The organism is Marihabitans asiaticum (assembly GCF_007828725.1).
Taxonomy (GTDB): Bacteria; Actinomycetota; Actinomycetes; order Actinomycetales; family Dermatophilaceae; genus Marihabitans; species Marihabitans asiaticum.
This window is the reverse complement of the sequence record NZ_VIUW01000001.1, coordinates 751,559-775,421: the sequence shown is the minus strand read 5'-3', so window position 1 is coordinate 775,421 and position 23,863 is coordinate 751,559. Positions and strand designations below refer to the sequence as shown.

At 71.4% G+C, this 23,863-nt stretch carries 26 protein-coding genes and 3 tRNA genes; 6 read left to right on the top strand and 23 right to left on the bottom strand.

Annotation, left to right across the window (positions count from 1 at the left end):
* Positions 1 to 11: 11 nt before the first annotated feature.
* The 9 genes from FB557_RS03695 to FB557_RS03655 all read right to left on the bottom strand — a co-directional run bounded on the left by FB557_RS03695 (position 12) and on the right by FB557_RS03655 (position 3,986).
* Positions 12 to 1,082, bottom strand: coding sequence for a UDP-N-acetylmuramate dehydrogenase (locus FB557_RS03695; RefSeq protein WP_144855612.1), 1,071 nt, complete (start codon positions 1,080 to 1,082; stop codon positions 12 to 14).
* Positions 1,082 to 1,507, bottom strand: a complete 426-nt coding sequence (locus FB557_RS03690) for a MaoC family dehydratase (protein WP_144855610.1) — start codon at positions 1,505 to 1,507, stop codon at positions 1,082 to 1,084. The genes FB557_RS03695 and FB557_RS03690 overlap by 1 nt, the downstream gene beginning before the upstream one ends.
* Positions 1,504 to 1,956, bottom strand: a complete 453-nt coding sequence (locus FB557_RS03685; RefSeq protein ID WP_144855608.1) for an FAS1-like dehydratase domain-containing protein — start codon at positions 1,954 to 1,956, stop codon at positions 1,504 to 1,506. Before FB557_RS03685 ends, FB557_RS03690 begins: the two co-directional genes overlap by 4 nt.
* An 88-nt stretch (positions 1,957 to 2,044) precedes the next feature.
* Positions 2,045 to 2,215, bottom strand: coding sequence for a 50S ribosomal protein L33 (gene rpmG, locus FB557_RS03680; protein WP_144855606.1), 171 nt, complete (start codon positions 2,213 to 2,215; stop codon positions 2,045 to 2,047).
* A gap of 161 nt (positions 2,216 to 2,376) precedes the next feature.
* Positions 2,377 to 2,450, bottom strand: a tRNA-Met gene (locus FB557_RS03675).
* Positions 2,451 to 2,488: 38 nt separating this feature from the next.
* Positions 2,489 to 2,561, bottom strand: a tRNA-Thr gene (locus FB557_RS03670).
* A gap of 217 nt (positions 2,562 to 2,778) precedes the next feature.
* Positions 2,779 to 3,216: an acyl-CoA thioesterase gene (locus FB557_RS03665; protein WP_246074374.1), complete on the bottom strand. Its 438-nt coding sequence runs from the start codon at positions 3,214 to 3,216 to the stop codon at positions 2,779 to 2,781.
* Positions 3,209 to 3,817 carry a DNA-3-methyladenine glycosylase I gene (locus FB557_RS03660; protein ID WP_144855602.1) on the bottom strand — a complete coding sequence of 203 codons (609 nt, stop codon included), beginning with the start codon at positions 3,815 to 3,817 and terminating at the stop codon, positions 3,209 to 3,211. Before FB557_RS03660 ends, FB557_RS03665 begins: the two co-directional genes overlap by 8 nt.
* 86 nt (positions 3,818 to 3,903) lie before the next feature.
* Positions 3,904 to 3,986: transfer RNA gene (locus FB557_RS03655), tRNA-Tyr, on the bottom strand.
* A 90-nt stretch (positions 3,987 to 4,076) separates the two neighbouring features.
* Here FB557_RS03655 and FB557_RS03650 point away from each other — a divergent pair.
* Together FB557_RS03650 and FB557_RS03645 are read left to right on the top strand one after the other, a co-directional pair.
* Positions 4,077 to 4,571, top strand: coding sequence for a YajQ family cyclic di-GMP-binding protein (locus tag FB557_RS03650; RefSeq protein ID WP_144855601.1), 495 nt, complete (start codon positions 4,077 to 4,079; stop codon positions 4,569 to 4,571).
* A gap of 46 nt (positions 4,572 to 4,617) precedes the next feature.
* On the top strand, positions 4,618 to 5,202 hold the full coding sequence (locus FB557_RS03645; protein ID WP_144855600.1) for a dienelactone hydrolase family protein: 585 nt from the start codon (positions 4,618 to 4,620) through the stop codon (positions 5,200 to 5,202).
* 136 nt (positions 5,203 to 5,338) lie between these two features.
* Here FB557_RS03645 and FB557_RS03640 read toward each other — a convergent pair whose 3' ends face one another.
* Genes FB557_RS03640 through FB557_RS03615 form a run of 6 tightly spaced genes read right to left on the bottom strand, consistent with a single transcriptional unit; the run spans position 5,339 to position 11,732 of the window.
* A complete protein-coding gene (locus FB557_RS03640) occupies positions 5,339 to 6,367 on the bottom strand; it encodes a phosphotransferase family protein (RefSeq protein ID WP_144855599.1) in 1,029 nt (342 codons plus the stop codon).
* Entirely contained in the window at positions 6,364 to 7,587 is a 1,224-nt protein-coding gene (locus FB557_RS03635; RefSeq protein WP_144855598.1) for an acyl-CoA dehydrogenase family protein, read from the bottom strand. The genes FB557_RS03640 and FB557_RS03635 overlap by 4 nt, the downstream gene beginning before the upstream one ends.
* A gap of 49 nt (positions 7,588 to 7,636) precedes the next feature.
* Complete coding sequence (locus tag FB557_RS03630; RefSeq protein ID WP_144855597.1) at positions 7,637 to 8,833, bottom strand: acetyl-CoA C-acyltransferase; 1,197 nt, start codon at positions 8,831 to 8,833, stop codon at positions 7,637 to 7,639.
* A gap of 58 nt (positions 8,834 to 8,891) precedes the next feature.
* Positions 8,892 to 9,725 (bottom strand): SDR family oxidoreductase, encoded by an 834-nt coding sequence (locus FB557_RS03625; protein WP_144855595.1) that lies wholly within the window; start codon positions 9,723 to 9,725, stop codon positions 8,892 to 8,894.
* Positions 9,726 to 9,751: 26 nt separating this feature from the next.
* Complete coding sequence (locus tag FB557_RS03620) at positions 9,752 to 10,705, bottom strand: NADPH:quinone oxidoreductase family protein (RefSeq protein WP_144855593.1); 954 nt, start codon at positions 10,703 to 10,705, stop codon at positions 9,752 to 9,754.
* A 25-nt stretch (positions 10,706 to 10,730) separates the two neighbouring features.
* A complete protein-coding gene (locus FB557_RS03615; protein ID WP_144855591.1) occupies positions 10,731 to 11,732 on the bottom strand; it encodes an NADP-dependent oxidoreductase in 1,002 nt (333 codons plus the stop codon).
* 174 nt (positions 11,733 to 11,906) lie between these two features.
* Here FB557_RS03615 and FB557_RS03610 point away from each other — a divergent pair, with 174 nt between their 5' ends.
* On the top strand, positions 11,907 to 12,683 hold the full coding sequence (locus FB557_RS03610; RefSeq protein ID WP_144855589.1) for an SDR family oxidoreductase: 777 nt from the start codon (positions 11,907 to 11,909) through the stop codon (positions 12,681 to 12,683).
* Between the two features lie 122 nt (positions 12,684 to 12,805).
* Here FB557_RS03610 and FB557_RS03605 read toward each other — a convergent pair whose 3' ends face one another.
* Both FB557_RS03605 and FB557_RS03600 read right to left on the bottom strand, forming a co-directional pair.
* Positions 12,806 to 13,468, bottom strand: coding sequence for a TetR/AcrR family transcriptional regulator (locus FB557_RS03605; RefSeq protein WP_246074372.1), 663 nt, complete (start codon positions 13,466 to 13,468; stop codon positions 12,806 to 12,808).
* Positions 13,465 to 14,142 carry an HAD family hydrolase gene (locus FB557_RS03600; protein ID WP_144855587.1) on the bottom strand — a complete coding sequence of 226 codons (678 nt, stop codon included), beginning with the start codon at positions 14,140 to 14,142 and terminating at the stop codon, positions 13,465 to 13,467. Before FB557_RS03600 ends, FB557_RS03605 begins: the two co-directional genes overlap by 4 nt.
* Positions 14,143 to 14,267: 125 nt before the next feature.
* On the opposite strand from FB557_RS03600, the gene FB557_RS03595 reads away from it, so the two are divergent.
* Positions 14,268 to 15,635 (top strand): MFS transporter, encoded by a 1,368-nt coding sequence (locus FB557_RS03595; protein ID WP_144855585.1) that lies wholly within the window; start codon positions 14,268 to 14,270, stop codon positions 15,633 to 15,635.
* Positions 15,632 to 16,441: an enoyl-CoA hydratase-related protein gene (locus FB557_RS03590; protein WP_144855583.1), complete on the top strand. Its 810-nt coding sequence runs from the start codon at positions 15,632 to 15,634 to the stop codon at positions 16,439 to 16,441. Before FB557_RS03595 ends, FB557_RS03590 begins: the two co-directional genes overlap by 4 nt.
* A 106-nt stretch (positions 16,442 to 16,547) precedes the next feature.
* Here the strand turns inward: FB557_RS03590 and FB557_RS03585 are convergent, their stop codons facing one another.
* The 6 genes from FB557_RS03585 to htpX form a co-directional block, all read right to left on the bottom strand.
* On the bottom strand, positions 16,548 to 17,894 hold the full coding sequence (locus tag FB557_RS03585; RefSeq protein ID WP_144855581.1) for an MFS transporter: 1,347 nt from the start codon (positions 17,892 to 17,894) through the stop codon (positions 16,548 to 16,550).
* A 202-nt stretch (positions 17,895 to 18,096) separates the two neighbouring features.
* Positions 18,097 to 18,717: a methylated-DNA--[protein]-cysteine S-methyltransferase gene (locus FB557_RS03580; protein WP_144855579.1), complete on the bottom strand. Its 621-nt coding sequence runs from the start codon at positions 18,715 to 18,717 to the stop codon at positions 18,097 to 18,099.
* Positions 18,714 to 19,178, bottom strand: a complete 465-nt coding sequence (locus FB557_RS03575; RefSeq protein WP_144855577.1) for an RNA polymerase sigma factor — start codon at positions 19,176 to 19,178, stop codon at positions 18,714 to 18,716. The genes FB557_RS03580 and FB557_RS03575 overlap by 4 nt, the downstream gene beginning before the upstream one ends.
* Positions 19,179 to 19,181: 3 nt before the next feature.
* Positions 19,182 to 19,721, bottom strand: coding sequence for a methylated-DNA--[protein]-cysteine S-methyltransferase (locus tag FB557_RS03570; RefSeq protein WP_211356469.1), 540 nt, complete (start codon positions 19,719 to 19,721; stop codon positions 19,182 to 19,184).
* Between the two features lie 67 nt (positions 19,722 to 19,788).
* Positions 19,789 to 22,266 (bottom strand): aminopeptidase N, encoded by a 2,478-nt coding sequence (gene pepN, locus FB557_RS03565; RefSeq protein WP_144855575.1) that lies wholly within the window; start codon positions 22,264 to 22,266, stop codon positions 19,789 to 19,791.
* A gap of 49 nt (positions 22,267 to 22,315) precedes the next feature.
* The gene (gene htpX / locus FB557_RS03560; RefSeq protein WP_144855573.1) at positions 22,316 to 23,176 is read right to left on the bottom strand and encodes a zinc metalloprotease HtpX; all 861 of its coding nucleotides are present in this window, start codon (positions 23,174 to 23,176) and stop codon (positions 22,316 to 22,318) included.
* Positions 23,177 to 23,403: 227 nt separating this feature from the next.
* Here htpX and FB557_RS03555 point away from each other — a divergent pair, with 227 nt between their 5' ends.
* Positions 23,404 to 23,862 carry a DUF4870 domain-containing protein gene (locus tag FB557_RS03555; RefSeq protein WP_246074370.1) on the top strand — a complete coding sequence of 153 codons (459 nt, stop codon included), beginning with the start codon at positions 23,404 to 23,406 and terminating at the stop codon, positions 23,860 to 23,862.
* Position 23,863 lies beyond the last annotated feature (1 nt).

Below are 23,863 nucleotides of genomic sequence, written 5' to 3'. Positions count from 1 at the left end.
CCCGCCTGCTCTCAGAGCTCGTGGCCGACGAAGACCGGCTCGTTGACCAGGGTCACTCCGAAGGCGGCGCGCACCCCGTCGCGGACCTCGCGGGCGAGGGCGGCGATGTCCTCGGAGGTCGCCGAGCCTCGGTTGGTGACCGCGAGGGTGTGCTTGGTCGACAGCGCGGCAGGACCGGGCATGCCGTACCCCTTGCCGAAGCCGGCTCGGTCGATCAGCCACGCGGCACTGGTCTTGACCGACCCTTGCGGACCGTCGAACCGAGGCGGGACCGGGGCGTCCGGCCCGAGCCGCTCCCCTACCCGCTCGACCACGGTGTCGTACTCCGCCGGGCTGAGGATCGGGTTGGTGAAGAACGAGCCGCAGCTCCACGTGTCGTGGTCACGCTCGTCCAGGACCATTCCGCGCGCGCGGCGCTGGGCCAGGACCGCCTCGCGGGCGGCGGCCAGTGGGACGCGCTCACCGAGCTCTACCCCGAGCTGGCGCGCGAGGTCGGCGTAGGCCACCGGAGCCGACTCGTCGGCGACGACAAGGGTGAACGTCACCTCGAGGACGACATAGCGACTCGTCCCCTTGAACCGCGAGTGGCGGTAGGTGAAGTCGCAGTCCTCGCCGCGGAAGGTGACGATCTCCCCCTTCGCCCGGTCGAAGACTCGCACCGAGGAGATGGTCTGGGCGACCTCCTGGCCGTAGGCGCCGACGTTCTGCACGGGCGTGGCGCCGGTCAGACCCGGGATGCCGCTCAGTGCCTCGATGCCGGACCAGCCGCGCTCTACCGCCAGGGCGACGAGCTCGTCCCACGGCTCTCCTGCGGCGACGGTGACCTCGACCGTGTCACCGCGCTCGGCGGTGACGGTGACGCCTCGGCTGGCGATGCGCAGCACGACGCCGGGGAATCCGTCGTCGCTGACGACGAGGTTCGAGCCGCCCGACAGGACGAGCAGGTCGTGGCCGGCGGTGTCGACCTCGGCGACGGCAGCGGCGATCTCATCGGCCGAGGTGGCCGTCACCATCGCGTCGGCCGGGCCGCCGACACGCATGGTGGTCAGCGGCGCAATCGCCGCGCCCTCCTCGCTGCGCATCAGTCGAGCTGGACCCGGGCGGTGCACCGACCCAGGACCTTCTGCCCGGCGGAGCTGGCGGTCAGCTCGACGACGGACTGGCGGGTGTCGGGGTCGACCGAGGTGACGACCGCGGTGACCTCGACGTCGGCGCCGCCGTCGTGGGGGACGACGACCGGCCGGGTGAAGCGGGTGCGGTACTCCAGGACCCTCGCCGGGTCACCGACCCAGTCGGTGACGGCCTCGATGGCCGCACCCATGGTCCACATGCCGTGCGCGATGACGTCGGGGAGTCCGACGGCGCGGGCGGTCTGCTCGTCCCAGTGGATGACGTTGCGGTCGCCGGACGCCCCCGCATAGTGGACGAGGGTGGCGCGGTCGACGTGGAGGGTCCGGGCTGTCAGCTCCTCCCCGACGGTGACCTCGGTGTGGCTCTTGACCCTCATGCCTGCTCCTCACCGCGGATGACGATGGTCGAGTGCGATGTCGCGACCGGCTGATCGTCGGGGTCGAGGAGGTCGGTGCGCATCGTCACCATGGTGTGCCCTCCACCGGATCGCACCGAGTCGATGGTGAGCACGCCGCGCAGCTCGTCGCCGGCGACGATCGGGCGGTGGTGGACGAAGCGTTGCTCACCGTGCACGACCCGCGAGTAGTCGACGCCGGCATCGGGGTCCGCGACGAACTGGGCGTCCGAGCGCTGAGCGGGGATGATCGCGAAGGTCGGCGGGGCCACGAGGTCGCGGTACCCCGCGTCCTGCGCGGCGGCCAGGTCGCGGTGCAGCGGCGAGCCGGCGCCCACCGCAGCGGCGAAGTCGCGCACCGCCTCCCGTCCGACGTGGAAGGGCTCGGTCGGCGGGTAGGTGCGTCCGACGAAGGACTCGTTGACGGCCATGGGCGCCAGCCTATGGGACGCCCACGCAGACGACGGCGCCGCCGTGACCGTGATGGTCGCGGCGGCGCCGTCGGTGCCGACTGGTGGGTCAGCGGGTCTCGCGGTGCGTGGTGTGCTTGCGGCAGCGCGGGCAGAACTTCGCCATCTCCAACCGGTCAGGGTTGTTACGACGGTTCTTCTTGGTGATGTAGTTGCGCTCCTTGCACTCGGTGCACGCCATCGTGATCTTCGGACGGACATCAGCGCTCTTGGTTGCCACGGGTCGAACCTGCTCTCGAAAGGATGGCGGTCATTGGTCGGGGTGTGCTGCCGGCTCCACGGGCGCGGGATCACGGCTGCAGCGTCGGCACAACAGGATAGGGCACCCCCCGTGGGGCGGCGAAATCCGATCGCGGCTCACCGCCCCGGAGGTGGTGCTCGTAGCGGGAGCGGGACTCGATCCCGCGACCTCACGATTATGAGTCGTGCGCTCTAACCAGCTGAGCTACCCCGCCGTGGGGCTCGGCACAGGCTGATCGCCTGGCCGGACCTGAGCCCCCTGTCGGAATCGAACCGACGACCTTTTCCTTACCATGGAAACGCTCTGCCGACTGAGCTAAGGGGGCGTGCCTCACCGGTGCGAGGCGCCTGGGAGAGATTACACGCCCGCCCGGCTCGGGCGAAAATCGGGGCTCGCTGGCGACCGATCACCGGTAGCACGACGAGACATGACCGCCTCCGCGCGCTACGGCTCTGCCCCAGAATGCGGGGCAGAGCCGTAGCGTCAGATCGAGCGGGATGCGTCTGGCCGGGAGCCAGGTAGCGATGAACTCAGCGCTTCGCTCAGCCTTCCTCGGCCGCGACGAGCGGCTCCATCGCCGACCGCAGCAGCTCCGGGACGGGAACCGGGCGGCGGGAGACCCGGTCGACGAAGACGTGCACGAACTCCCCCTTCGCCACCGTCTCGCCGTCGCTGCCGCGGCGCATGAGGACCTCCCAGGTCACCGAGGTCCGGCCTAGCCGGCCGACCCGCAGACCGAGGACGAAGGGGTCGGGGTAGCTGATCTCGGCCAGGTACCGGCAGCGCGTCTCCGGGACGAGGTCGACGACGTCGCCGGTGGGGTCGAAACCGTGCTGCATGAGCCAGTCGTTGATCGCGGTGTCCATGATCGCGTAGTGGACGGCGTTGTTGACGTGGCCATAGATGTCGTTGTCGTTCCACCGGGTGGGCACCGTGACGGTGACCGGGTACCCGGGGGCGGGTGCGGATGAGTCAGGCACGGGTCCCATCCTGCCGCCACAACCCGGAGCAGCCACGCCGGTGGCTCCCGAGCAGATGGGTGTCGACGATGCCGATCGCCTCCATCAGCGCGTGCATCGTCGTCGGCCCGACGAAGACGAAGCCACGTCGCTTCAGCTCGCGAGCCAGGGCGGTCGACTCGGGCGAGACCGTCGGCACCTCGGCCGCGGTCCGTGGCAGGGGCGTGCGATCGGGCTGGAACGACCAGACGAGGTCGGCCAGACCCCCGTCAGCGCGAAGGGAGAGCGTCGCCCCGGCGTTGCTGATCGTCGCCTCGACCTTGCGCCGGTTGCGCACGATCCGGGCATCGCCCATGAGGCGGGCCACGTCGCGCTCCCCGTACCCCGCGACCACCTCCGGGTCGAACCCGTCGAACGCCTCACGGAAGGCCGGGCGCTTGCGCAGGATCGTCGCCCAGGACAGCCCGGACTGGAAGGCCTCCAGGCTGAGCCGCTCGAAGACCCCGCGCTCGTCACGGACCGGCACTCCCCACTCGCGGTCGTAGTACTCGCGCAGCAGCGGGTCGACGCTCGCCCAGGCAGGACGGGTCAGCCCGTCCTCTCCGGTCACGACGTCGCTCATGAGCTCATCGTGGCAGGTCCCACCGACAACCCCTTGGCACGCCGAGGGCCTCGACCTGATGCGGTCGAGGCCCTCGTGCCCTTCGGTGGCAGGTCCAGGATTCGAACCTGGGTAGGGATAACCCGACGGATTTACAGTCCGTTTCCATTGGCCGCTCGGACAACCTGCCGTGTGCGCATGTGAGGATAGCAAGGCCGGGCGCGCCCGATGAAATCAGGCGGCTCACCCCCTTCGTCCCCGATCACCAGGAGCACCAGCCATGGCCGACAGCAGCTTCGACATCGTGAGCAAGGTCGACAAGCAGGAGGTCGACAACGCCCTGAACCAGGCGGCCAAGGAGATCTCGCAGCGCTACGACTTCAAGGGCGTGGGCGCTTCGATCGAGTGGTCCGGGGAGTCGGTCGTGCTCAAGGCCAACACCGCCGAGCGGGTGCTCGCGGCGCTCGACGTCTTCGAGACCAAGCTGGTCAAGCGCGGCGTGTCGCTGAAGAACATCGACTTCGGCGAGAAGGAGCCCAAGCCCTCCGGCAAGGAGTACGTCCTCGGCGGCCCGCTCAAGGAGGGCATCGACCAGGACAACGCGAAGAAGATCTCCAAGATCATCCGCGACGAGGGGCCGAAGGGGGTCAAGGCCCAGATCCAGGGCGACGAGCTGCGGGTCACGAGCAAGTCCCGCGACGACCTCCAGGAGGTCCAGCGTCTGCTCAAGAGCAAGGACCTCGACGTCGCGCTGCAGTTCACCAACTACCGCTGAGCCAGAGCACAGGACGGTGGGGGCGCGGAGGCGCTAACGTCTCGTCATGGCACAGATCCTGCTCTTCCACTCCGCACTCGGCGTACGCGCCGGGATCGTCGCGCTCGAGGACGCGCTGACCCAGGCCGGGCACGATGTCACGGTCGTCGACCAGTACGAGGGGCGCACCTACGACTCCTACGACGAGGCGATGGCGCACGTCGACCGGGTGGGGATGGCCGCCCTCATGCACGGCGCGCTGGGGCACGCGACCGACGTGCCGGGGAGATTCGTCGCGGTCGGCTTCTCCAACGGCGCCGGCATGGCTCAGTACGTCGCGGCGAAGCGTCCGCAGGACGCCCGGGGTGTGGTGATGATCGGGGGCGGGGTGCCGATGCGTCACCTCGACCTGCCGTGGCCGAAGGGGGTGCCCGGCCAGATCCATGTCACCGAGGGTGACCCGTGGTCAGAGGCAGAGGAGCGCGACGAGGTCGTCGCGGACGCCGCTCAGGCCGGCGCCGAGGTCGAGATCTTCGTCTACCCCGGCGACGGCCACCTCTTCAACGACGAGCAAATGCCCGACGAGTACCAGCCGGACGAGGCCGAGCTGCTCCACGAGAGAGTCGTCGAGTTCGTCTCGCGGCTCGAGTAGCCCTCGTCCAGCCCCAGCCCCCGCGACACTTCTGCCCTCGTGTCACGAATCGCGGGGCAAAACCGCGACACGCCCGCCACTATTGCCCCGAGGGCAAGAATGGCGGGCGTCGTTGCGAGCGCTGCGGATGGGCTCGTCAGCCGCGGTCGAGGATCGCGTGGGCGTGCGCGACGAGGGCGTCGACGGCTTCGGGCAAGTGGTGACCCGTCTCGGAGAGGTTGCGCTCGTCGTCGCTCTGGCGACGGCGCACCCCTTCGAGGATGATCGCCAGCTTCCACACCCCGAGCGCGTGCCAGAAGGGCACCGCCGAGACGTCCCTGCCGGTCTGCTCCGCATAGTGCGCGACGAGCTCGTCGGCGCCGGCGAAGCCGGGCACGGTCGTCACCGAGAAGACGGCGCCCTGGGGGTCATCCGGCCCCGGCCAGTAGGCGAGCAGGGTGCCGATGTCGGCGATCGGGTCGCCGAGGGTGCACAGCTCCCAGTCGAGCATCGCCCGGGCCCCGCCGCTGTCCGGGTCGAGGATGAGGTTGCGCAGGTGACCGTCGCCGTGGACGAGGGTGATCTCGCTCGAGCCCGGGTCGGCCGCGACGAGCCGGTCGGTGAGGTCCTCGATCTCGGGGAGCTCGCGCATCTTGGACTGGTCCCACTGGCCCTTCCACCGCCGGAGCTGTCGCGCGCCGTACGGCTTGTGGCTGGCGAGGTCGGCCAGGCCGGTGCGCTCGAGGTCGACCGCGTGGATCTTGGCCAGGGTCTCCACGAGCGCCAGGCCGGCGGCGTGGCGCTGCTGCTGGCTGAGCGCTTCGGCGTCGGCCCGTCCGTCGAGGACGATGCCGTCGACGTGCTCGACCACCATGACCGGCACGTCGCTGACGGCCGCGTCCTCGCACAGACCGTAGACCGCCGGGGTCGGCACGTCGGTGCCCTGGAGCGCGGAGAGGATCCGGTGCTCCCGGGCGACGTCGTGGGCCGAGGCGAGGGTCTTGCCCAGCGGTGGGCGCCGCAACACCCACCGCTGGCCACCGGCGTCCGTGGCGAGGAAGGTGAGGTTGGACTGACCCAGCCCGATCCGCTCGAAGCTGATCGGACCATCCGCGCCGATGCCCAGGCCCTCGAGCCAGGCGGTCATCGCCGGGACGTCGAGACCCTCCACGGCCGCCGGGCTCATCCCTTCGCCCTCGTCTGGGCAGCGCGACGCTTGATCTCCTGACGGGCGATGATCATCTTGTGCACCTCGTCCGGGCCGTCGGCCAACCGCAGGGTGCGCAGGCCGGCGTACATCCGGGCGAGCGGGAAGTCATCGCTCACGCCGCCCCCGCCGTGCACCTGGATCGCGCGGTCGACGACCTTGAGCGCGACGTTCGGGGCGACCACCTTGATCGCCGCGATCTCGGTGCGGGCCTCCTTGTTGCCGACGGTGTCCATCATGTGCGCGGCCTTGAGCGTGAGCAGGCGCGCCATCTCCAGCTCCATGCGCGACTCGGCGATCCAGTCCTGGACGTTGGAGCGGGAGGCGATCGGCGCACCGAAGGTCTCGCGGCTCTGGGCGCGATCGATCATGAGGTCCAGCGCCCGCTCGGCCATGCCGATGGAGCGCATGCAGTGGTGGATCCGACCCGGCCCGAGCCGCGCCTGGCTGATCATGAAGCCGTCGCCCTCGCCGGAGAGCACGGCGTCGGCGGGGACCCGCACATCGGTGAAGGTGACCTCGGCGTGCCCCTCCCGGTCCTGGTAGCCGAAGACCGGCAGGCCGCGGACGATCTCGATCCCGGGGGTGTCCAGGGGCACGACCATCATCGACTGCTGACGGTGCTTGTCTGCCTGCGGGTCGGTCTTGCCCATGACGATGAGCACCTTGCAGTTCTGGTGCAGGGCGTTCGACGTCCACCACTTGCGGCCGTTGATGACGTACTCGTCGCCGTCACGGACCATCGAGGTCTCGATGTTCGTCGCGTCCGAGCTGGCCACGGCCGGCTCGGTCATGGCGAAGGCCGAGCGGATCTCCCCCGCCAGCAGGGGCCGCAGCCACTTCTCCTGGTGCTCCTCGCTGCCGAAGAGGGTGAGCACCTCCATGTTGCCGGTGTCCGGGGCGTTGCAGTTCATCGACTCGGGCGCCAGCTCGATGCTGCGCCCCATGATCTCGGCCAGGTAGGCGTAGTCGAGGTTGCTCAGCCCCGGACCCCACTCCGGGTAGGGGTGGAAGAGGTTCCACAGCCCCCGCTCCTTGGCCTCGGCCTTGAGGTCCTCGAGGATCTGCGGGTGGTGGTTCGGGCTGTCGGCCGCCGCCATCTGCTCGTGGTAGACCGACTCGGCCGGGTAGACGTGCTCGTCCATGAAGGCGAGCACCTTCTCCCGGTACTCGGCGCCACGCTCACTCAGTCCCAGCATCGTCTTCTCTTCTCGTCTCGTGGGGTTCGTCGGTGTCGAAGGGGGAGGATCAGAAGATCTCGAAGAGGCCGGCCGCGCCCATGCCGCCGCCGACGCACATGGTCACGACGCCGAGCTTGGCGCCGCGCTTCTTGCCCGAGAGCAGGATGTGCCCGGCCATCCGCGCACCACTCATGCCGTAGGGGTGCCCGACCGAGATCGCGCCGCCGTCGACGTTGAACTTCTCCGGGTCGATGCCCAGGCGGTCGCGGCAGTACAGCGCCTGCACGGCGAAGGCCTCGTTGAGCTCCCAGAGGTCGATGTCGTCGACGCTGAGACCGTGCCGCTCGAGCAGCTTCGGCACCGCGAAGACCGGCCCGATGCCCATCTCGTCCGGCTCCGTCCCGGCGACCGCCATCCCGCGGAAGGCGCCGAGCGGGGTCAGCCCGAGACGCTGAGCCTCCTCGGCCTCCATGACGACGAGCGCCGAGGCGCCGTCGGAGAGCTGCGAGGCGTTGCCCGCGGTGATCGACGCCTCGTGCTCGACCTTGCCGCTCAGGACAGCCGGCAGCCCGGAGAGGCTCTCCAGGGTGGTGCTCGGGCGGTTGCCCTCGTCCTGGGTGAGGGTCACCTCGCGCTCGCTGACCTCGCCGGTCTCCTTGTCCTTGACCAGCGCCACCGAGGGCAGCGGGACGATCTCGTCGTCGAAGGCGCCGGCCTCCTGGGCGGCAGCGGTGCGCTGCTGCGAGGAGAGGGCGTACTCGTCCTGGGCCTGGCGGCTCACGCCGTAGCGCTGCGCGACGACCTCGGCGGTCTCGAGCATCGACATGTAGGTCGCCGGGACGTGCTCGACCAGCCACGGGTCCATCGCCCGGTAGGTGTTCATGTGCTCGTTCTGCACGAGCGAGATCGACTCAACGCCACCGCCGACGACGACGTCCATGCCGTCGAAGACGACCTCGTGGGTCGCCGCGGCGACCGCCATGAGACCACTGGCGCACTGGCGGTCGACCGACATCCCGGACACGCTCACCGGCAGTCCCGCGCGCAGCGCCGCCTGCCGCCCGATGTTCGAGGCGGTCGAGCCCTGCTGCAGGGCCGCGCCGACGACGACGTCCTCGACCCGCTCGGGGTCGACCCCGGAGCGCTCGACGGCGTGCTTGACGGCGTGCCCGACGAGCTCCTGTGCCTGGGTGTTGTTGAAGGCGCCCCGGTAGGCCTTGCCGATCGGGGTGCGGGCGGTGGAGACGATGACTGCCTGTCGCATCTGCTGGGTGCTCCTTGCTGGTGGGTGTGGCTGGCGGGAGGGTCGAAGGGGGGTGAACTCAGGTGCCGAGGGAGGCGGCGAAGCGCTGCATGCCGCGGATCCACCGGTCGATGTCGTCGACCTTGCGGCGCTGGTAGTCCGCGACGGCCGGGTGCGGGAGGACGAGGAAGCGGCGCTCGGCTACGGCGTCGAGGGTGACCCGGGCGACGACGGACGGCTCGAGGATCTCACCGGCCGAGGCGACCGCCGCGGTGGCGACCGCACCGCCACCGGCCGCGTTCATCCCTTCGCGCAGCAGGCGGGTGTCGACGCCCTGCGGGCACAGGCAGCTCACGCCGACCCCCTGCGCGCCGTAGGTGACCGCGAGCCACTCGGAGAAGGCGACCGCCGCGTGCTTGGTCGCGGTGTACGTCGCCGAGCCGATCTGGGTGAGCAGGCCCGCCGCGGAGGCGGTGCTGACGAAGTAGCCCTCGCCCCGCTCGACCCACTCGGGTACCAGCGCACGGGCCGCGCGCACGTGCGCCATGAGGTTGAGGTCGATCGCGGTCGACCACAGCTCTTCGGGTGCGTCCAGCCCGAGGGACTCCCCCATGCCGGCGTTGGCGAAGTAGAGGTCGACCGGCCCGAAGGACTCGCGCGCCACGGTGATCATCGCGGCGATGCCGTCCTCGCTGGCGGCGTCGCCGGAGATCGCGGCGACGCGGTCCTCGTGGTCACGCGCGAGCTCGGTGGCCTGCTCCTCGAGCCGCTGCGCATCGACGTCGGAGACCACGACCCGTGCCCCTCGCCGGAGCAGCTCGGCGGCCAGGGCGGCACCGATCCCACCGGCGGCACCGGTGACGATCGCCACCCGTCCGGCGAAGGGGTCCGACGGCACTTCGGCTGCGCTCATCTGGTCACTCCGGTCTGTCTCGGCGGTCATGGCGTCACCAGCACCTTGCCGGTGACCGAGCGGGTCTCGAGGGAGGCGATCGCCTCGGCGGCCTGCTCGAGCGGGTAGGTCGCGCCGACGATCGGCGCGAGCGCGCCCGAGCGCAGGTGCGGGAGCATCGCCTCCCACTCGGTGGCGATGTGCCCCGGCCGCGGCATCGCGAAGGCGCCCCAGCCCACACCGACGACGGCGATGTTGTTGAGCAGCAGCCGGTTGACCTTGACCTCGGGGATGGACCCGGCGGTGAAGCCGATGACGAGGAGGCGCCCCTCGTCCCGCAGGGTGCGCAGCGAGTCGGTGAAGCGGTCGCCGCCCACCGGGTCGACGACGACGTCGATGCTGCGCCCGACGGCGTCCTTGAAGCCGTCCGCGAGGACCACCTCGTCCGCGCCCGCCTGGCGGGCTACCTCCCCCTTCGCCTCGGTGGAGACCACGGCGACCACCCGGCCGGCGCCGAAGGCCTTGGCCACCTGGATCGCCGCGGTTCCGACCCCGCCGGCCGCGCCGTGCACGAGGACGCTCTCGCCCGTCGCGAGGCGGCCGCGCTCGACGAGGGCGAAGTAGGCGGTGCAGTAGTTGAAGAGGAAGGACGCGCCCTGCTCGAAGCCGACCTCGTCGGGCAGCTCGAAGGTCACGCTCGGGTCGGCGACGGCCCGCTCGGCCAGCCCACCGAGCATGGTGAGCGCCGCGACGCGGGCGCCCGGCACGAGGCCGCTGCCCTCGGGGGCGGTCACGACCGTGCCGGCGACCTCGGCGCCTGGGACGAAGGGGAGGTCGGGCTTGACCTGGTACAGGCCCCGGGTCTGGAGCAGCTCGGGGAAGGCCACCCCGGCTGCGGCGACGTCGATGACGACCCCGCCGCCGGACCCGTCCGGCTCGGGGACCTCGGTGACCTCGACGGCGGTCGGGCCGTCCAGGGTGGTGATCTGTGCTGCGCGCATCGGGTGCTCCTCGAGGTGGTCGCGATCAGAGGGCGAGGACGAGCTTGCCGGTGTTGACGCCGTCGAAGAGCCCGCGCAGGGCCTCCGGGAAGGCGCGCACTCCCCCGTCGAGGACGGTCTCACGGGCGACGAGGCTGCCGTCGCGGATCATCGAGCCGATCGCGGCGATCGCCTCGGGGTAGCGGTCCTCGTAGTCGAAGACGACGAACCCCTCCATCCGGGCGCGGAAGACGAGTAGCGACATGTAGCGCTTGGGCCCGTCGGGCAGGCTCTGCGCGTTGTACCCGGAGATCGCGCCGCACAGGACGACGCGGGCGCCGCGGCGCAGGTTGGCCAGGGCGGCGTCGAGCAGCGGCCCGCCGACGTTGTCGAAGTAGATGTCGACCCCGTCGGGCGCGGCCTTGCGCACCTGGCGGGTGAGGTCGCCCTCCCGGTAGTCGATGGCCTCGTCGCAGCCGAGCTCACGCAGCCAGGCGACCTTGTCCGGGCCGCCGGCGACGCCGATCACCCGGCAGCCGCGCGCCTTCGCGATCTGGGCGACGACGCTGCCCACGGCACCCGCGGCGGCGGAGACCAGGACGGTCTCGCCGTCCTGGAGGGCGCCGACCTCGGTCAGGCCGAAGTAGGCGGTCATGCCGGGCATGCCGAGCGCGCCGAGCCAGGTCGGCTCGTCGGCGAGGTCGAGGTCGAGCGTGGTGAGCTCTTCGCCGGGCAGGGTCGCGTACTCGCGAGCGCCGACCGTCCCGGTCACCACGTCACCGACGGCGTGATCGGGGTGGGCCGAGGCGACGACGGTGCCGGTGCCTCCGGCGCGCATCACCTCGCCGATCTGGACCGGGGGGATGTAGGAGCGGACGTCGTTGAGCCAGCCGCGCATCGCGGGGTCGAGGGAGAGGTAGCGCACCTGGACCACGACCTCGCCGTCGGCGGGCTCGGCCACCTCGGTGCTCGTGATGTCCCAGACATCGTCGCTCGGCACCCCCTCGGGTCGACGGGCGAGCTGCACCTGCGTGGACGTCCAGGTCATCGATGACCCTCCTGCGGAAGATGGATGGCTGCTGACCGGCACCCTAGCCCTGACATGAATCCGGTTTCAACTGATACTTGAACCCGGATTCGACTATGGCTAGGTTCGAGACCGACGAGTGGCCCTGCCCGCCCGGCACCCCGGCGCCACTGACAGACGAAAGGACTTAGCTCCATGGACATGACCTCGCTCTTCTCGCTCACCGGACGCTCCGCGCTGGTCACCGGGGGCTCACGCGGGATCGGCAAGATGATCGCGACCGGCCTGCTCGCGCAGGGTGCACGGGTCTACATCTCCTCGCGCAAGGCCGACGTCTGCGACGCCGTCGCCGCCGAGCTCAGCGAGCTCGGACCGTGCGTGTCGCTGCCCGCGGACGTGTCCACGACCGAAGGGGTGCAGGGCCTCGTCGCCGCCTACCGCGAGCACGAGGAGGACCTGGGGATCCTCGTCAACAACGCCGGGGCGGCCTGGGGCGAGGACTTCGACACCTTCCCCGAAAAGGGCTGGGACAAGGTGATGGACCTCAACGTCAAGTCCCCCTTCTTCCTCACCCAGGCGTGCAAGCCACTGCTGCTGGCCGCCCACGAGCGCACCGGCGAGCTGTCCAAGGTGATCAACATCGCCTCCATCGACGGGCTCTCGGTCAACCCGCTCGAGACCTACTCCTACGCCGCGAGCAAGGCCGGGATGGTCCACCTCACCCGGCGGATGGCCACCCACTTCGCACCGCTCGGGGTCGGCGTGAGCGCGATCGCCCCGGGCGCCTTCGCCTCGGAGATGAACCAGGCCGCCAGGGACCAGGCCGACGAGGTCAGCCGGCATGTCCCGCTCGGCCGGATCGGGACCGACGAGGACATGGCCGGGGCCGCGGTCTTCCTCGCCTCCCGCGCCGGGGATTACGTCGTCGGCGACACCCTCGTCGTCGACGGCGGGGTCAACATCGCCCGCTGAGCACTCCCCCTTCGCCCATCCCTCTCCTCCCCCTCCCTTCGCACCTGCCAGGCAGGTACCCACCTAGCCCGGTACCTGCCTTGGTAGGTGCGAAGGGAGGGCGAAGGGGGTGAAGCGGCGCCTCAGGGCGCGGTGAGGCCGAGCGCGTTGGTCCAGAGTCGGGTCACCGTGCGTACGACCTGCTCGGTCGGGTAGTCCTCGGCGAGTGAGTAGGCGTCGGCGGCGACGTTCGAGACCATGCCCGAGAGCGCCATCGAGGCCAGCTGCGGGTCGACCTCGGGGTCGGCCAGACCGCGGCGCTGCAGGTCGGTGATCGCGCGAGCGTTCCGGGTGAAGAACGCCTCGGCCCGGGCCCGCCGCATCGCGCGGAAGCGCGGGTCGATCTCGGCGACCTGGATGAGCAGCCGGTTCAGCCGCGCGTTGCGGGCATAGGCCTCGAAGTACGCCTGGTTGCTCGCGGCGATGATCGCGACCGGGTCGTCCTGCGCCGCGATCCGGCCGGTGCCGGGGTTGAGCATGTCGTTCTGCGCCTCGTGGAGCACCGCGGCGAAGATCTCGTCCTTGCCCTCGAACCAGGTGTAGATGCTGCCGACCGAGCATCCCGCCTCGGCGGCGATGTCGACCAGGCGCGAGTCGAGGTAGCCGTCGCGCTCGAAGACGGTGCGCGCCGCGTGGATGAGGTTGTCGCGGGTGCGCTGCCCCCGCGTCGTGCGCGGCTGCACCCCGATCATCGTGGGGTCGACGAGATCTGGGGGCGCCCCCTTCGCCTGCTCCTGGGTGCTCACCCCCGGTCCCCGTCCGGTGTGCCGGCACCCGGGGAGAGCTCGAGCAGGGACTCCAGGGCGGCGACGGTCTCCGCGGGGCGACGGTGCAGCACCCCGGTGATCCCAAGGCGGGCCGCGCCGTCGAGGTTCTGCTGCAGGTCATCCACGAGGACGCACTGCGCCGGATCGACCCCGAGCCGCTCGCAGGCGATCTGGTAGATCCTGCGGGAGGGCTTGCGCACCCCCACCTCGGCGGAGATCACGCTGACATCGAAGAGGGCGTCGCGGTCGATCAGCCGGTAGCAGTCCTCGCCGAGGGAGTTCGACACGAGCGCGACCGGGACCTCCTCGCGCCGTAGCCGGTGGACCAGAGCCACCATCGACTCCTCCAGCCTGAGGGTCTCCCCGATCCGGCGGAGCAGTCCCTCCGGGGCGATGGCCCGTCCGGCGACCCCGCTCAGCGCCCGGCCCAGCGCCTCCTCGAAGCCGGCGTCACCCAGCTCGCCCTTCTCGTGGGCGGTGAGGGCTTGCTGCAGCGAGGTATCCCGCGCGAAGGCTTCGCCCACCGCCGTGGCATCCAGCCCCAGTCCTGCGCTGAGCTCCTCGAAGGCGTCGTGCAGCGAGGTGGTAAGCACGCCGCCGTAGTCGACGAGCACGGCCGTGACGCCCTTCGCCTGCCGGGCCGATCCGCTCATGGTTCACCTCTCCTCGTCGTGGACTCCCCCACCCTAGACTTGAACTCAGATTCAGGCCATGCTGCGAGCACCGCGTCGACCGTCGCGGCCACCACCTGCGCCACCACCTGCGAGGAGAGCGATCCGTGCCCGGACCTGCCAGCCGCGCCGCCGCGCGTGGGCCCGGGCTCGCGATCGTCCTCGCCGTGCTCTTCGGGATCAGCGGGATGGGCAGCGCGGCGGTCGCGGTCGCCGTCCCCGCGATCGGGTCAGATCTGCGCGTCCCGACGACGAGCGCCACGCTCGTCGTGAGCTGCTACGCCCTCTCCCTCGCGGTCTCCAGCGCCGTCTTCGGCTGGCTCGGCGACCGGTACGGCATCCGGCGCCCGATGATGATCGGCATCACCGGCATGGCCCTCGCTGCCCTCGGCGCCACCCTCGCCGACGACCTGGCGACCCTGGTCGCCCTTCGCGTCCTCCAGGGCATGGGCGCCGCCGCGATCCCCGCGCTCACCCTGACCGCCCTCCTCCTCTCCTACGAGGGGCGGGCGCAGCGGGCGGCCCTGGCGACCTACACCGGGGTCTTCGCCGCGGTCAACGCCGTGGGTCCCGTGATCGGCGCGACCCTCGTGGACCTGGCCGGCTGGCAGCCGGTCATCGCGCTCGCGATCGTCGCGCTCCCCCTCGTCGCCCTGGCCGCGCCAGCCCTCCCCGACGCCGGCGACACCTCGATCCGGCTCGACGCAGTCGGCACCGCGCTCGTCGTGGCGCTCGCCACCGGGGTCATCCTCGCCCTCCAGGCCGGCACCCTCGGGCTCACGACGGCCGCCGCCGGCGCGCTCGTCGCCGCCGGCTCCCTCCCCTTCGCCGTCCGGCACGTCCGCCGTACCCCCGACGGGCTCATGCCGCTGCAGCTCTTCACCTCCCCGCCCGCGCGGGCGAGCCTGCTCACCGCGATCGGGGTCCCGGCCGGGTGGTTCGCGCTGCTCATCGGCATCCCCGCGATCCTCGGTCAGGTCGGCTGGACCGGTGTGCAGATCGGTCTGCTGCTCCTGCCCGGCGGCGTGCTCGCGATCCTCTCCCCGCGCCTGACCACCCCGGTGCTCGACCGGCTCGGGCCGATGCTCACCCAGGCCCTGTCCAACACGCTGACCGTCCTCGCGCTCGGCGTCGGGGCCGCGGGGATCACCCTGCGTCACCCGGCCGTGCTCGTCGGGGCGGTCCTCGTCCTCACCTTCGCCTTCGGCCTGGGGCAGCCGGCGATGTCCCAGGTCGTCGGCGACTCGGTACCGCCGCACCGTCGCGGCTCGGCGATGGGTCTGCAGACCATCGTCTTCCTCGGCGGCGGCAGCGTCGGCGCGGCCACGATCGGTGGCATCGGCGCCATGGCCAGCCCCGTGGTCGCGCTCCTCGCCCTCGCGGCGGTCCCCGCCCTGGCCGCGGCACTCCAGCTACGTCTCGCCCATTCACCGTCCCTCGTTCACCGACACCCAACTCACCAGGAGCTGACATGAGCGCCGAACCCCACCTGCTGACCGAGACCGCAGACGGTGTCTGCACCCTCACCCTCAACCGACCGGACCGGCTCAACGCCCTCTCCGCCGAGATGCTCGAGAGCCTCGGCGCCGAGCTGGCCCGAGCCGAGGAGGACCCCGAGGTCCGATGCATCGTCCTCACCGGGGCCGGGCGCGCGTTCTGCGCCGGCGGGGACGTCCAGGCCTTCGCCGAGTCGGGGGGCGAAGGGGGTGGAGCCACCGAGGTCGACCCGCAAGCCGTGGCCGAGCAGCTGGCCCGGCAGGAGGCCACGGTCGCCGCGATGTGGCAGTCCAGCACCCCGGTCGTCGCGGCTCTGCCGGGGGCAGCGGCCGGCGCCGGCCTCGGCCTGGCGCTCGCGGCCGACCTGCGGGTTGCCTCGACGCAGGCGGTACTCACGACGGCCTTCGCGAAGGTCGGGCTCTCGGGTGACTTCGGCGTGCCGTGGCTGCTGCAGCGGCTCGTCGGGTCGGCCCGCGCGACCGAGCTGATGCTTCTCTCCCCGCGTCTGGACGCCCAGACCAGCCTGGAGCTGGGACTGGTCAACCGGGTCGTCGAGCCCGACGCCCTGGCGGCAGAGACGACGCGGCTGGCGCGCGAGCTCGCCGACGGGCCGGCTCTGGCTCAGCGTCACGCCAAGGCCAACGTGCGGGCGGCCGAGCTGAGCACGCTGACGGACTACATGGCCGGCGAGGTCGCCCGGCACAAGGAGTGCGGCATCTCCGCCGACCACGCCGAGGCGGCTCTGGCCTTCACGCAGAAGCGGCGGCCGGTCTTCGGCCGCTGACTCTGGCCCCCTTCGCCCGAAACTGCTGCATGCAGCACCTTGACGTCGGTGCAGCACCTGCATGTGCTGCACCGACAACGAAATGCTGCATGCCGCAGTTTCGCGGTCAGGCCTCGAGCTCCTCGCCGCGCCGCTCGGGCAGCAACGCGAAGGCCGCGACCGCAGCCAGGACGAAGGCCGCCGCGAAGATCGAGAAGACGAGCACCTCGCCGCTGCCGCGCTCAAGGAGGAAGGGCACCGAGAGCGGCGCAAGGATCGAGGCGATCCGACCGAAGCCGGCGGCCGCGCCCGCGCCGGTGCCACGCATGAGCGTGGGGTAGATCTCCGGAGTGATCGCGTAGAGCGCGCCCCAGGCCCCGAGGTTGAAGAAGGACAGGGAGCAGCCGGCGGCGATGATCGCGGTCTCGGAGTCGGCGAGGCCGAACAACCCGGCCGAGACCGCCGACCCGAGGAGGAAGAGGCCAAGGGTCACCCGTCGCCCGATCCGCTCGATGAGGTAGGCCGACAGCGCGTAGCCGGGCAGCTGCGCGAGGGTGATGATGAGGGTGTACTGGAAGGACTTCGTGATGTCGAAGCCCTGGGCCACAAGCAGCGACGGCAGCCAGATGAAGGCGCCGTAGTAGGCGAAGTTGACGCAGAACCACACCGCCCAGATGCCGAGGGTGCGCAGCCGGTACGCGCTCGACCACAGCTGCGCCGGCGACGCGGCCGGCGCCTCCTCGATGTCGCGGGTCGGCGCCGCCTCGACCCCAGCTTCGGTCTCGAAGTCGCGCACCACCTGCTCGGCCTCGTCGTCGCGTCCGGCGCGCTCGAGGTAGTGCACCGACTCGGGCAGACCGAGCCGGACGACCACCGCGTAGAGGGCGGGGACGAGGCCGAGCGCGAGCCCCCAGCGCCACCCGTTCTCGCCGTTCGGCACGATGAAGAAGCCGACGAGCGCGGCGAGGATCCACCCCAGCGCCCAGAACGACTCGAGCGCGACGACCATCCGCCCGCGGATCCGCGTCGGTGACAGCTCGCTCACCAGGGTCGATGCGACGGGCAGCTCGGCGCCGAGACCGAGCCCGACGAGGAAGCGGAGCACGAGGAAGAGCGCGAGGCCTCCGGCGAGCGCGGACGCACCCGTCGCCAGCCCGTAGATCACCAGGGTCGCGGCGAAGACCGTGCGCCGCCCGAACCGGTCGGACAGCCGCCCGCCGAGGGTTGCGCCGATCGCCATGCCGATGAAGCCGATCGTCACCACCCAGGACCGCTCGGCCGTGGTGAGGCTCCACTGCTCGGCGAGGACGACGAGCACGAAGGAGATGAGACCGACGTCCATCGCGTCCAGCGCCCACCCGCCGCCAGCGCCGAGCAGCAGCCGGGTGTGCTTGCGGGTGTAGGGCAGTCGCCCGAGCCGTTCGGGCCGGGTCATCGCCTCGGGGCGGGTCGTCTCGGGCGCAGGCGTGCTCATCGGTTCCCTTCGGTGGCGGGCGAAGGGGGGTCCCTCTCGCCGTCGTGGGCGGTGCGTGGCTGGCTCCGAGAGGGCAGTCTGCCGTACGACGCGCCGCCGTGGCGGCCGATCCGTCGTGGTGCGACCGTTCGTCTGAGGTTCCCCGGGGATCTGCGAAGGGGGCGGGGAGCCGTTCGTCTGAGGTTCCCCGGGGATCTGCGAACTACCGGTCGGCGGCTGACCCGCCGCGGGACTCCATCTCCAGCAGCGCCACCTTCGCCGAGTCGCCTCCGCGGTAGCGCCCGGGAGAGCCGTCCGCACGCACGACCCGGTGGCACGGCAGGAGCAGCGGCAGCGGGTTGGTCGCGCACGCCGTCCCGACCGCGCGGACCGCCCGGGGCCGCTCGACGATCGCGGCCAGCTCGCCGTACGAGGCGGTGCTGCCGTAGGGGATCCGGGGCAGGGCGGTCACGACCTCGCCGCGGAACCCACCGAGCAGGCTGAGGTCGAGGGCGATCTCGAAGCCGGAGCGTCGCCCCGCGAGGTACTCCTCGACCTGCTGGGCTGCCTTGTCCAGCCGGCCGGGGCTGCGCAGCACCTTCGGGCTGACCTCACGGGCGACCTCGGCGAGCACGCGCTCCTCGCCCTCGACGTCGGCGAAGCCGACCCGCACCAGCCCGCGCGGGGTCGCCGCGAGCACGAGGCGGCCGAGGGGGCTGTCGATCACCCGGTAGGCGACGTCGAGGTCGGCGCTGCGGGCGGCCCGCTCGACGAGTCGTCCGTGCAGCCGCGCCATCCGCTCGTCGTCGATCTGCGGGAGGTCGGCGGCCATCCCTTCGCTCATCGGATCTCCTTGGCTCGCAGGGTCTTCAGCCCGTCGGCGGCGGCGCGGCGCGCGGCTGCCTCGGTACCGCCGGTCAGGGTGGCGATCTGCGCATAGCTCAGACCGCCGAGGTATCGGTAGGTCACGACCTGGCGTTGCTTGGTCGGCAGGACCGCGACGTGCGCCCACACCCCTTCGTCCCCGGGTTCGGGTCCGGGCACGCCGACCTCGGGCTGCCGGTCGGTGGGCACGGCCCGGCGGGCGCGAGCGCGGAGCAGGTCCAGGCACTTGCGGCGGGCGACGACGGTGAGCCACGCCCGCGGGTCGAGGTCATCAGGCAGGTCGGGCCAGGCGCGCAGCGCCGCGAGGAAGGTCTCGCTCCACGCGTCCTCGGCCTCGTCGCTGCCGAGCATCGCCATGCACAGCGTGAGCACATGGCGGCCGTGCTCGGTGACGACGGACTCGAAGGGGGTGTCGGCCATGGTCTAGAAGAGCGCCCCTCGGTCGGCGGCGGGCGGCTCCTCGAGGTCGAGCAGGGCGCGCTTGCGCTCCAGGCCGCCGGCGTAGCCGGTGAGGCTGCCGTCGCTGCCGACGACCCGGTGGCACGGGACGATGATCGAGACCGGGTTGGCCCCGACCGCGCGGCCGACGGGCTGGGCGGCGGCGCCCAGCTGCCGGGCGATCTCGCCGTAGGTGGTCCGCTCGCCGTACCCCACCTCCTGCAGCACCGCCCACACCCGCTGCGCGAGTTCCCCTCCGCGCAGCCGCACCGGCAGATCGAAGTCCCGGCGCTTGCCTGCGAGGTACTCCTGCAGCTGGCGGCGGGTCGCCTCGGCGAGCGGCAGGGTGTCCTCCCGAGGGCCGAAGCTGACCGGGTCGGGCAGGGTCCAGTGACCGGGGAAGTACAGCCCGACGAGCGCCTCGTCCTCACCGTCGTCGTCGGCGACGACGACGGTGAGCTCGCCGAGGTCGGTCGCGATGAGGGCGTGCCGGGCGGTGCTCACGCCGGACGGACGGCGGGTCATGGACTCGATCATGCCTCTAGGACGCTGCCGGCGTCGGTTGTGTGAGATCGCTCGCGAGCCCCGGCGGTCAGGCGCCGTAGCGGGCGCGGCTCGCGACCACCTGCTCCAGCTCGGCCTGGGCGTCGACGACCGCGCGGCGGACGGCCATGTCCAGATCGTCTCGCGCCAGGCAGGCTCGGCTGAGCTCGAGCGTCTCGGGGGTGGCGAAGCGCGAGGGGTAGGCCATCGACGCCACCCGTCCGAGCGCGCTGTCGCCGAGATGCCCGGCCATCGCCGGGATGTCGGTGAAGTACCGCTCGATGTAGGGGCGGACCAGGTCGCGGTCCTCCGGGCCCCAGAAGCCGGCGGCGATGGCGACGAGCTCGTAGTTGCTGCGCTCGCGGTTGGTCGTCAGGTCCGCCCAGGCGGCGGCCTTGGCGTCGGCGGTGGGGATGGCCGCGGTGGCGGTGAGCGCGCCGAGGTTGCCGGTCATCGTCCGGTCGGCGCGCCGCGCCTGCTCGATCTCCTCGGCGCGCAGCGCCCCCTGGCGGGCCAGCTGGCCCAGGACGATCCACCGGAAGTCGTCGTCGCCGACGAGCGAAGGGGGGAGATCCTCCCCCTTCGCCCAGGGCCGCAGGCGGCCCTCGACATCGGTCGTGGTCCGGGCGACCAGGCGGGCGGCGTGCAGCTCCCGGCTGCCGCCGGGATCTGCCGCGCTGGCCTCGGCGAGGATCCGCTCGCCGAGGTCGGCCATCCGGGACCGGGCCGCGGCCTGCTCGTCCTCGGGCAGGTAGTTGCGGATCACCTTGCCGGTGAGGTGCATCCCGGCGCTGGCGAGGATCGAGTCGTTGCGCTCGCCCGGCAGGGCGCGCTCGCCGAGGTCGACGAGCAGGCGGGGGTCGACCAGGCCGAGGGCGAGCTGGTCGCGCAGGCCGACCCAGATCACCGCGCGGGCCTGCTCGTCCTCCAGGGAGGGCAGCTCCGTAAGCAGCGCGCCGAGGCTGCGCTCGTCGAGGAGCGAGGTGGCCCAGGTGAGGTCACCGGCGTTGGGCAGGACGAGGGGGGCGTCGAGGTCGATGCCGTGCAGGGTCGCGGTGTCCTCGCTGAGCGTCAGCGCGGTGCGCGAGGTCTCGCGGCCTCCGGAGTAGGTCGCGACGTCCAGCTGGTGGGGCCGGTCGGCCGGGTGATCCTCGGGGACCGCGCGGGTCAGGGTCGCGCTCTCTCGCTCGACCGAGAGGGCGTCCACCCCGGCGGTCTCGAGCCACGCGGTCGACCACGAGTCGAGGTCGGTCCCGGCGGCCCGCTCCATCGCGGCGAGGAAGTCCGCGAGCGAGGCGTTGCCGAAGGAGTGCCGGGTGAGGAAGTCGCGGATGCCGGCGAGGAAGGCCTCGTCCCCGAGGTACTCGATGAGCTGGCGGATGACGGCCGCACCCTTGGCGTAAGAGATCCCGTCGAAGTTGGCCAGCGCCGAGCGCGCGTCGGGCGCCGAGGACCCGGCCACCGGGTGGGTCGACGGCGAGCGCTCGGCGGCGTAGCCCCAGGACTTGCGCGCCATCGTCGAGTCCACCCAGGCGTCGGTGAAGTCGGTGGCGGCGACGAGGCAGCGGTGGGCCATGTACTCGGCGAAGGACTCGTTGAGCCACAGGTCGTCCCACCAGCGCAGCGTGACGAGGTCGCCGAACCACATGTGCGCCATCTCGTGGCTGATCGTGTTGGCCCGGGTGAGCCGCTCGCTGCGGCTCACCGCTCCGCGGAAGAGATAGCTGTCGCGCAGCACGACGCAGCCGGGGTTCTCCATCGCGCCGGCGTTGAACTCGGGGGCGAAGACCTGGTCGTAGTCGTCGAAGGGGTAGCGCACGCCGAAGATCGAGTGGAAGTAGTCGAAGCTGGCCTTGGTCACCTCCAGCATCTCGGGCGCGTGCGCCTCGAGCTCGGCGCGCAGCGACGCTCGACCGTAGAGGCCGAGGGAGATGCCGTCGTGCTCGTCACGGACCTGCGCGTACGGGCCGGCGCACACGGTGACGAAGTAGGTCGCCAGCGGCTTGGTCTCACGAAGCCGCCACACTGCCCCTTCGCCGCCCTCGGCTGCTCCGTTGCCGATGACGACCCAGTCGCTCGGCGCCGTGACCGTGACCCGGTACGGGGCCTTGAGGTCGGGCTGGTCGACGCAGGCGAAGACGCTGGGCGCGGCGTCGAGGAAGGTGTGCCCGTAGACGTAGTCGTTGCCGTCGGCCGGGTCGGTGGCCCGGTGCAGCCCCTCGCCGTCGTGGCTGTAGGCCATCGTCGCCTCGACCTCGATCACGTGCTCACCGGCGACGAGATCGAGCGGGTAGCGCTTGTCCGCGAGCATCCCGGTGTCGAGGTCACGGCCGTCGAGGCGGATCGCGTGCAGGGTGACCGGGTCGATGTCGAGGAAGGTCTCGCCGTCGGTCGCTGCCGACAGGTGGATCCGGGTCACCGACCCGAAGTGCTCGGCGCCCTGGTCGAGGTCGAGGTCGACCTCCATCGCGGAGACGGTCAGCAGGTCGGCGCGGGCACGGGCTTCGGCGAGGGTGAGGGAAGGCACCCCGCCATCAAACCACCCGGCGGGGTGCCCTCCCTTCGTGCTGGTCGGCTCAGCCGAGCCGGTGGCCGTAGGCCATCGCCTCGAGGCGGGCGACGCGCTCCGTCATCGGCGGGTGGGTGGAGAAGAGCTTGGAGACGTCGCGCGGGCGGAACGGGTTGGCGATCATCATGTGCGCCTGCGACTGCAGCTGCGGGGTGGGCGCCAGCGGCGCCTGCGCCGTGCCCTGCTCGAGCTTGCGCAGCGCGGAGGCCAGGGCCAGCGGGTCCCCGGTGAGCTGCGCGCCGTCCTCGTCGGCGTCGTACTCCCGGGTGCGGCTGATCGCCATCTGGATGACCATCGCGGCGAAGGGGGCGAGCAGGGCCATCGCGAGCATCGCGATCGGGTTGCCCCCACGCTCCCGGTCACCGCCGAAGAAGAGGGCGAACTGGGCGACCGTGGAGATGATGCCGGCCAGGGCACCGGCCACCGAGCCGGTGAGGATGTCGCGGTTGTAGACGTGCATCAGCTCGTGCCCGAGGACCCCGCGCAGCTCGCGCTCGTCGAGCAGGTGCAGGATCCCCTCGGTGCAGCACACGGCGGCGTTGTCGGGGTTGCGGCCGGTCGCGAAGGCGTTGGGAGCGGCCGTCGGGGAGATGTAGAGCCGAGGCATCGGCTTGCCGGCCTTCTGCGAGAGCTCGGTGACGATCCGGTGCATCACCGGGGCCTCCTGCGGGCTGACCTCCCGGGCGCGCATCGCCTTGATCGCCAGCTTGTCGGAGTTCCAGTAGGTGTAGATCGAGGTGCCGACGCCGAAGAGGGCGAAGAGCCAGATGAAGCGGCCGTTGCCGATGAGCGCGCCCATGCCGAGCAGCAGAGCCCAGATGCCACCGAAGAGCGCCGCGGTCTTCAGCCCGTTGTAGTGCTTGTGCATGGTCTGATTCCCCTTCTGCCGGCGAGGGCCGGTGCTGCCTCGTCTTGGTGCATACAACACCACCAGGCTGGATGACCTTCCCAGGTTGCGGGCGGCAAGAACCCGGCCGCGAGCACGGACGGGGGTTCTCCCCCGTGCACCCGACGGGGCAGCACCCTGGCGGGAAGGGCCACAGCTGCGGCATCGTTGTCAAGGAAGGACACATCGACAAGACGAAGGGGAGCCGCGTGAGCACGCCGAACCCGTACCAGAACCCGCAGCACGACCAGTACCCGCAGCACGACCAGTACCCGCAGCAGGGGCAGTACCCGCAGCAGCAGGGCTTCCAGGCCCAGCAGCTCGGCCCGAAGGAAGAGCGCAACCTCGGGATGCTCTCGCATATCATCCCGCTCGCGGCGATGGTGCTCAGCGCCGGCTTCCTCGGCTTCGTCGCCTCGCTCGTGGTCTACCTCATGTACAAGGACCGCGGCGCCTTCGTCGCGAACCACGCGGCGAACAGCCTCAACGTGCAGATCACGATGGGTATCGTCATGCTCGTCAGCCTGCCGCTCATGCTCGTCCTCATCGGCTTCGTCACCTTCGGTCTGGCGATCGCCATCGCCGCAGTGCTCCACATCGTCGGCGCGGTCAAGGCGAGCAACGGCGAGGCCTGGAACCCGCCGCTCACCCTGCGCATCGTCCGCTGAC

What these genes read in the sequence shown, in the direction of transcription:
- FB557_RS03575 (WP_144855577.1), bottom strand. Translation starts at nt 19,178, where the DNA reads ATGGCCGACACCCCCTTCGAGTCCGTCGTCACCGAGCACGGCCGCCAT.
- FB557_RS03695 (WP_144855612.1), bottom strand. Translation starts at nt 1,082, where the DNA reads ATGCGCAGCGAGGAGGGCGCGGCGATTGCGCCGCTGACCACCATGCGT.
- FB557_RS03580 (WP_144855579.1), bottom strand. Translation starts at nt 18,717, where the DNA reads ATGAGCGAAGGGATGGCCGCCGACCTCCCGCAGATCGACGACGAGCGG.
- FB557_RS03645 (WP_144855600.1), top strand. Translation starts at nt 4,618, where the DNA reads ATGGCACAGATCCTGCTCTTCCACTCCGCACTCGGCGTACGCGCCGGG.
- FB557_RS03585 (WP_144855581.1), bottom strand. Translation starts at nt 17,894, where the DNA reads ATGAGCACGCCTGCGCCCGAGACGACCCGCCCCGAGGCGATGACCCGG.
- FB557_RS03640 (WP_144855599.1), bottom strand. Translation starts at nt 6,367, where the DNA reads ATGAGCCCGGCGGCCGTGGAGGGTCTCGACGTCCCGGCGATGACCGCC.
- FB557_RS03600 (WP_144855587.1), bottom strand. Translation starts at nt 14,142, where the DNA reads ATGAGCGGATCGGCCCGGCAGGCGAAGGGCGTCACGGCCGTGCTCGTC.
- FB557_RS03660 (WP_144855602.1), bottom strand. Translation starts at nt 3,817, where the DNA reads ATGAGCGACGTCGTGACCGGAGAGGACGGGCTGACCCGTCCTGCCTGG.
- FB557_RS03590 (WP_144855583.1), top strand. Translation starts at nt 15,632, where the DNA reads ATGAGCGCCGAACCCCACCTGCTGACCGAGACCGCAGACGGTGTCTGC.
- FB557_RS03570 (WP_211356469.1), bottom strand. Translation starts at nt 19,721, where the DNA reads ATGACCCGCCGTCCGTCCGGCGTGAGCACCGCCCGGCACGCCCTCATC.
- FB557_RS03635 (WP_144855598.1), bottom strand. Translation starts at nt 7,587, where the DNA reads ATGCTGGGACTGAGTGAGCGTGGCGCCGAGTACCGGGAGAAGGTGCTC.
- FB557_RS03650 (WP_144855601.1), top strand. Translation starts at nt 4,077, where the DNA reads ATGGCCGACAGCAGCTTCGACATCGTGAGCAAGGTCGACAAGCAGGAG.
- FB557_RS03630 (WP_144855597.1), bottom strand. Translation starts at nt 8,833, where the DNA reads ATGCGACAGGCAGTCATCGTCTCCACCGCCCGCACCCCGATCGGCAAG.
- FB557_RS03625 (WP_144855595.1), bottom strand. Translation starts at nt 9,725, where the DNA reads ATGAGCGCAGCCGAAGTGCCGTCGGACCCCTTCGCCGGACGGGTGGCG.
- FB557_RS03615 (WP_144855591.1), bottom strand. Translation starts at nt 11,732, where the DNA reads ATGACCTGGACGTCCACGCAGGTGCAGCTCGCCCGTCGACCCGAGGGG.
- htpX (WP_144855573.1), bottom strand. Translation starts at nt 23,176, where the DNA reads ATGCACAAGCACTACAACGGGCTGAAGACCGCGGCGCTCTTCGGTGGC.
- FB557_RS03690 (WP_144855610.1), bottom strand. Translation starts at nt 1,507, where the DNA reads ATGAGGGTCAAGAGCCACACCGAGGTCACCGTCGGGGAGGAGCTGACA.
- FB557_RS03610 (WP_144855589.1), top strand. Translation starts at nt 11,907, where the DNA reads ATGGACATGACCTCGCTCTTCTCGCTCACCGGACGCTCCGCGCTGGTC.
- FB557_RS03620 (WP_144855593.1), bottom strand. Translation starts at nt 10,705, where the DNA reads ATGCGCGCAGCACAGATCACCACCCTGGACGGCCCGACCGCCGTCGAG.
- FB557_RS03685 (WP_144855608.1), bottom strand. Translation starts at nt 1,956, where the DNA reads ATGGCCGTCAACGAGTCCTTCGTCGGACGCACCTACCCGCCGACCGAG.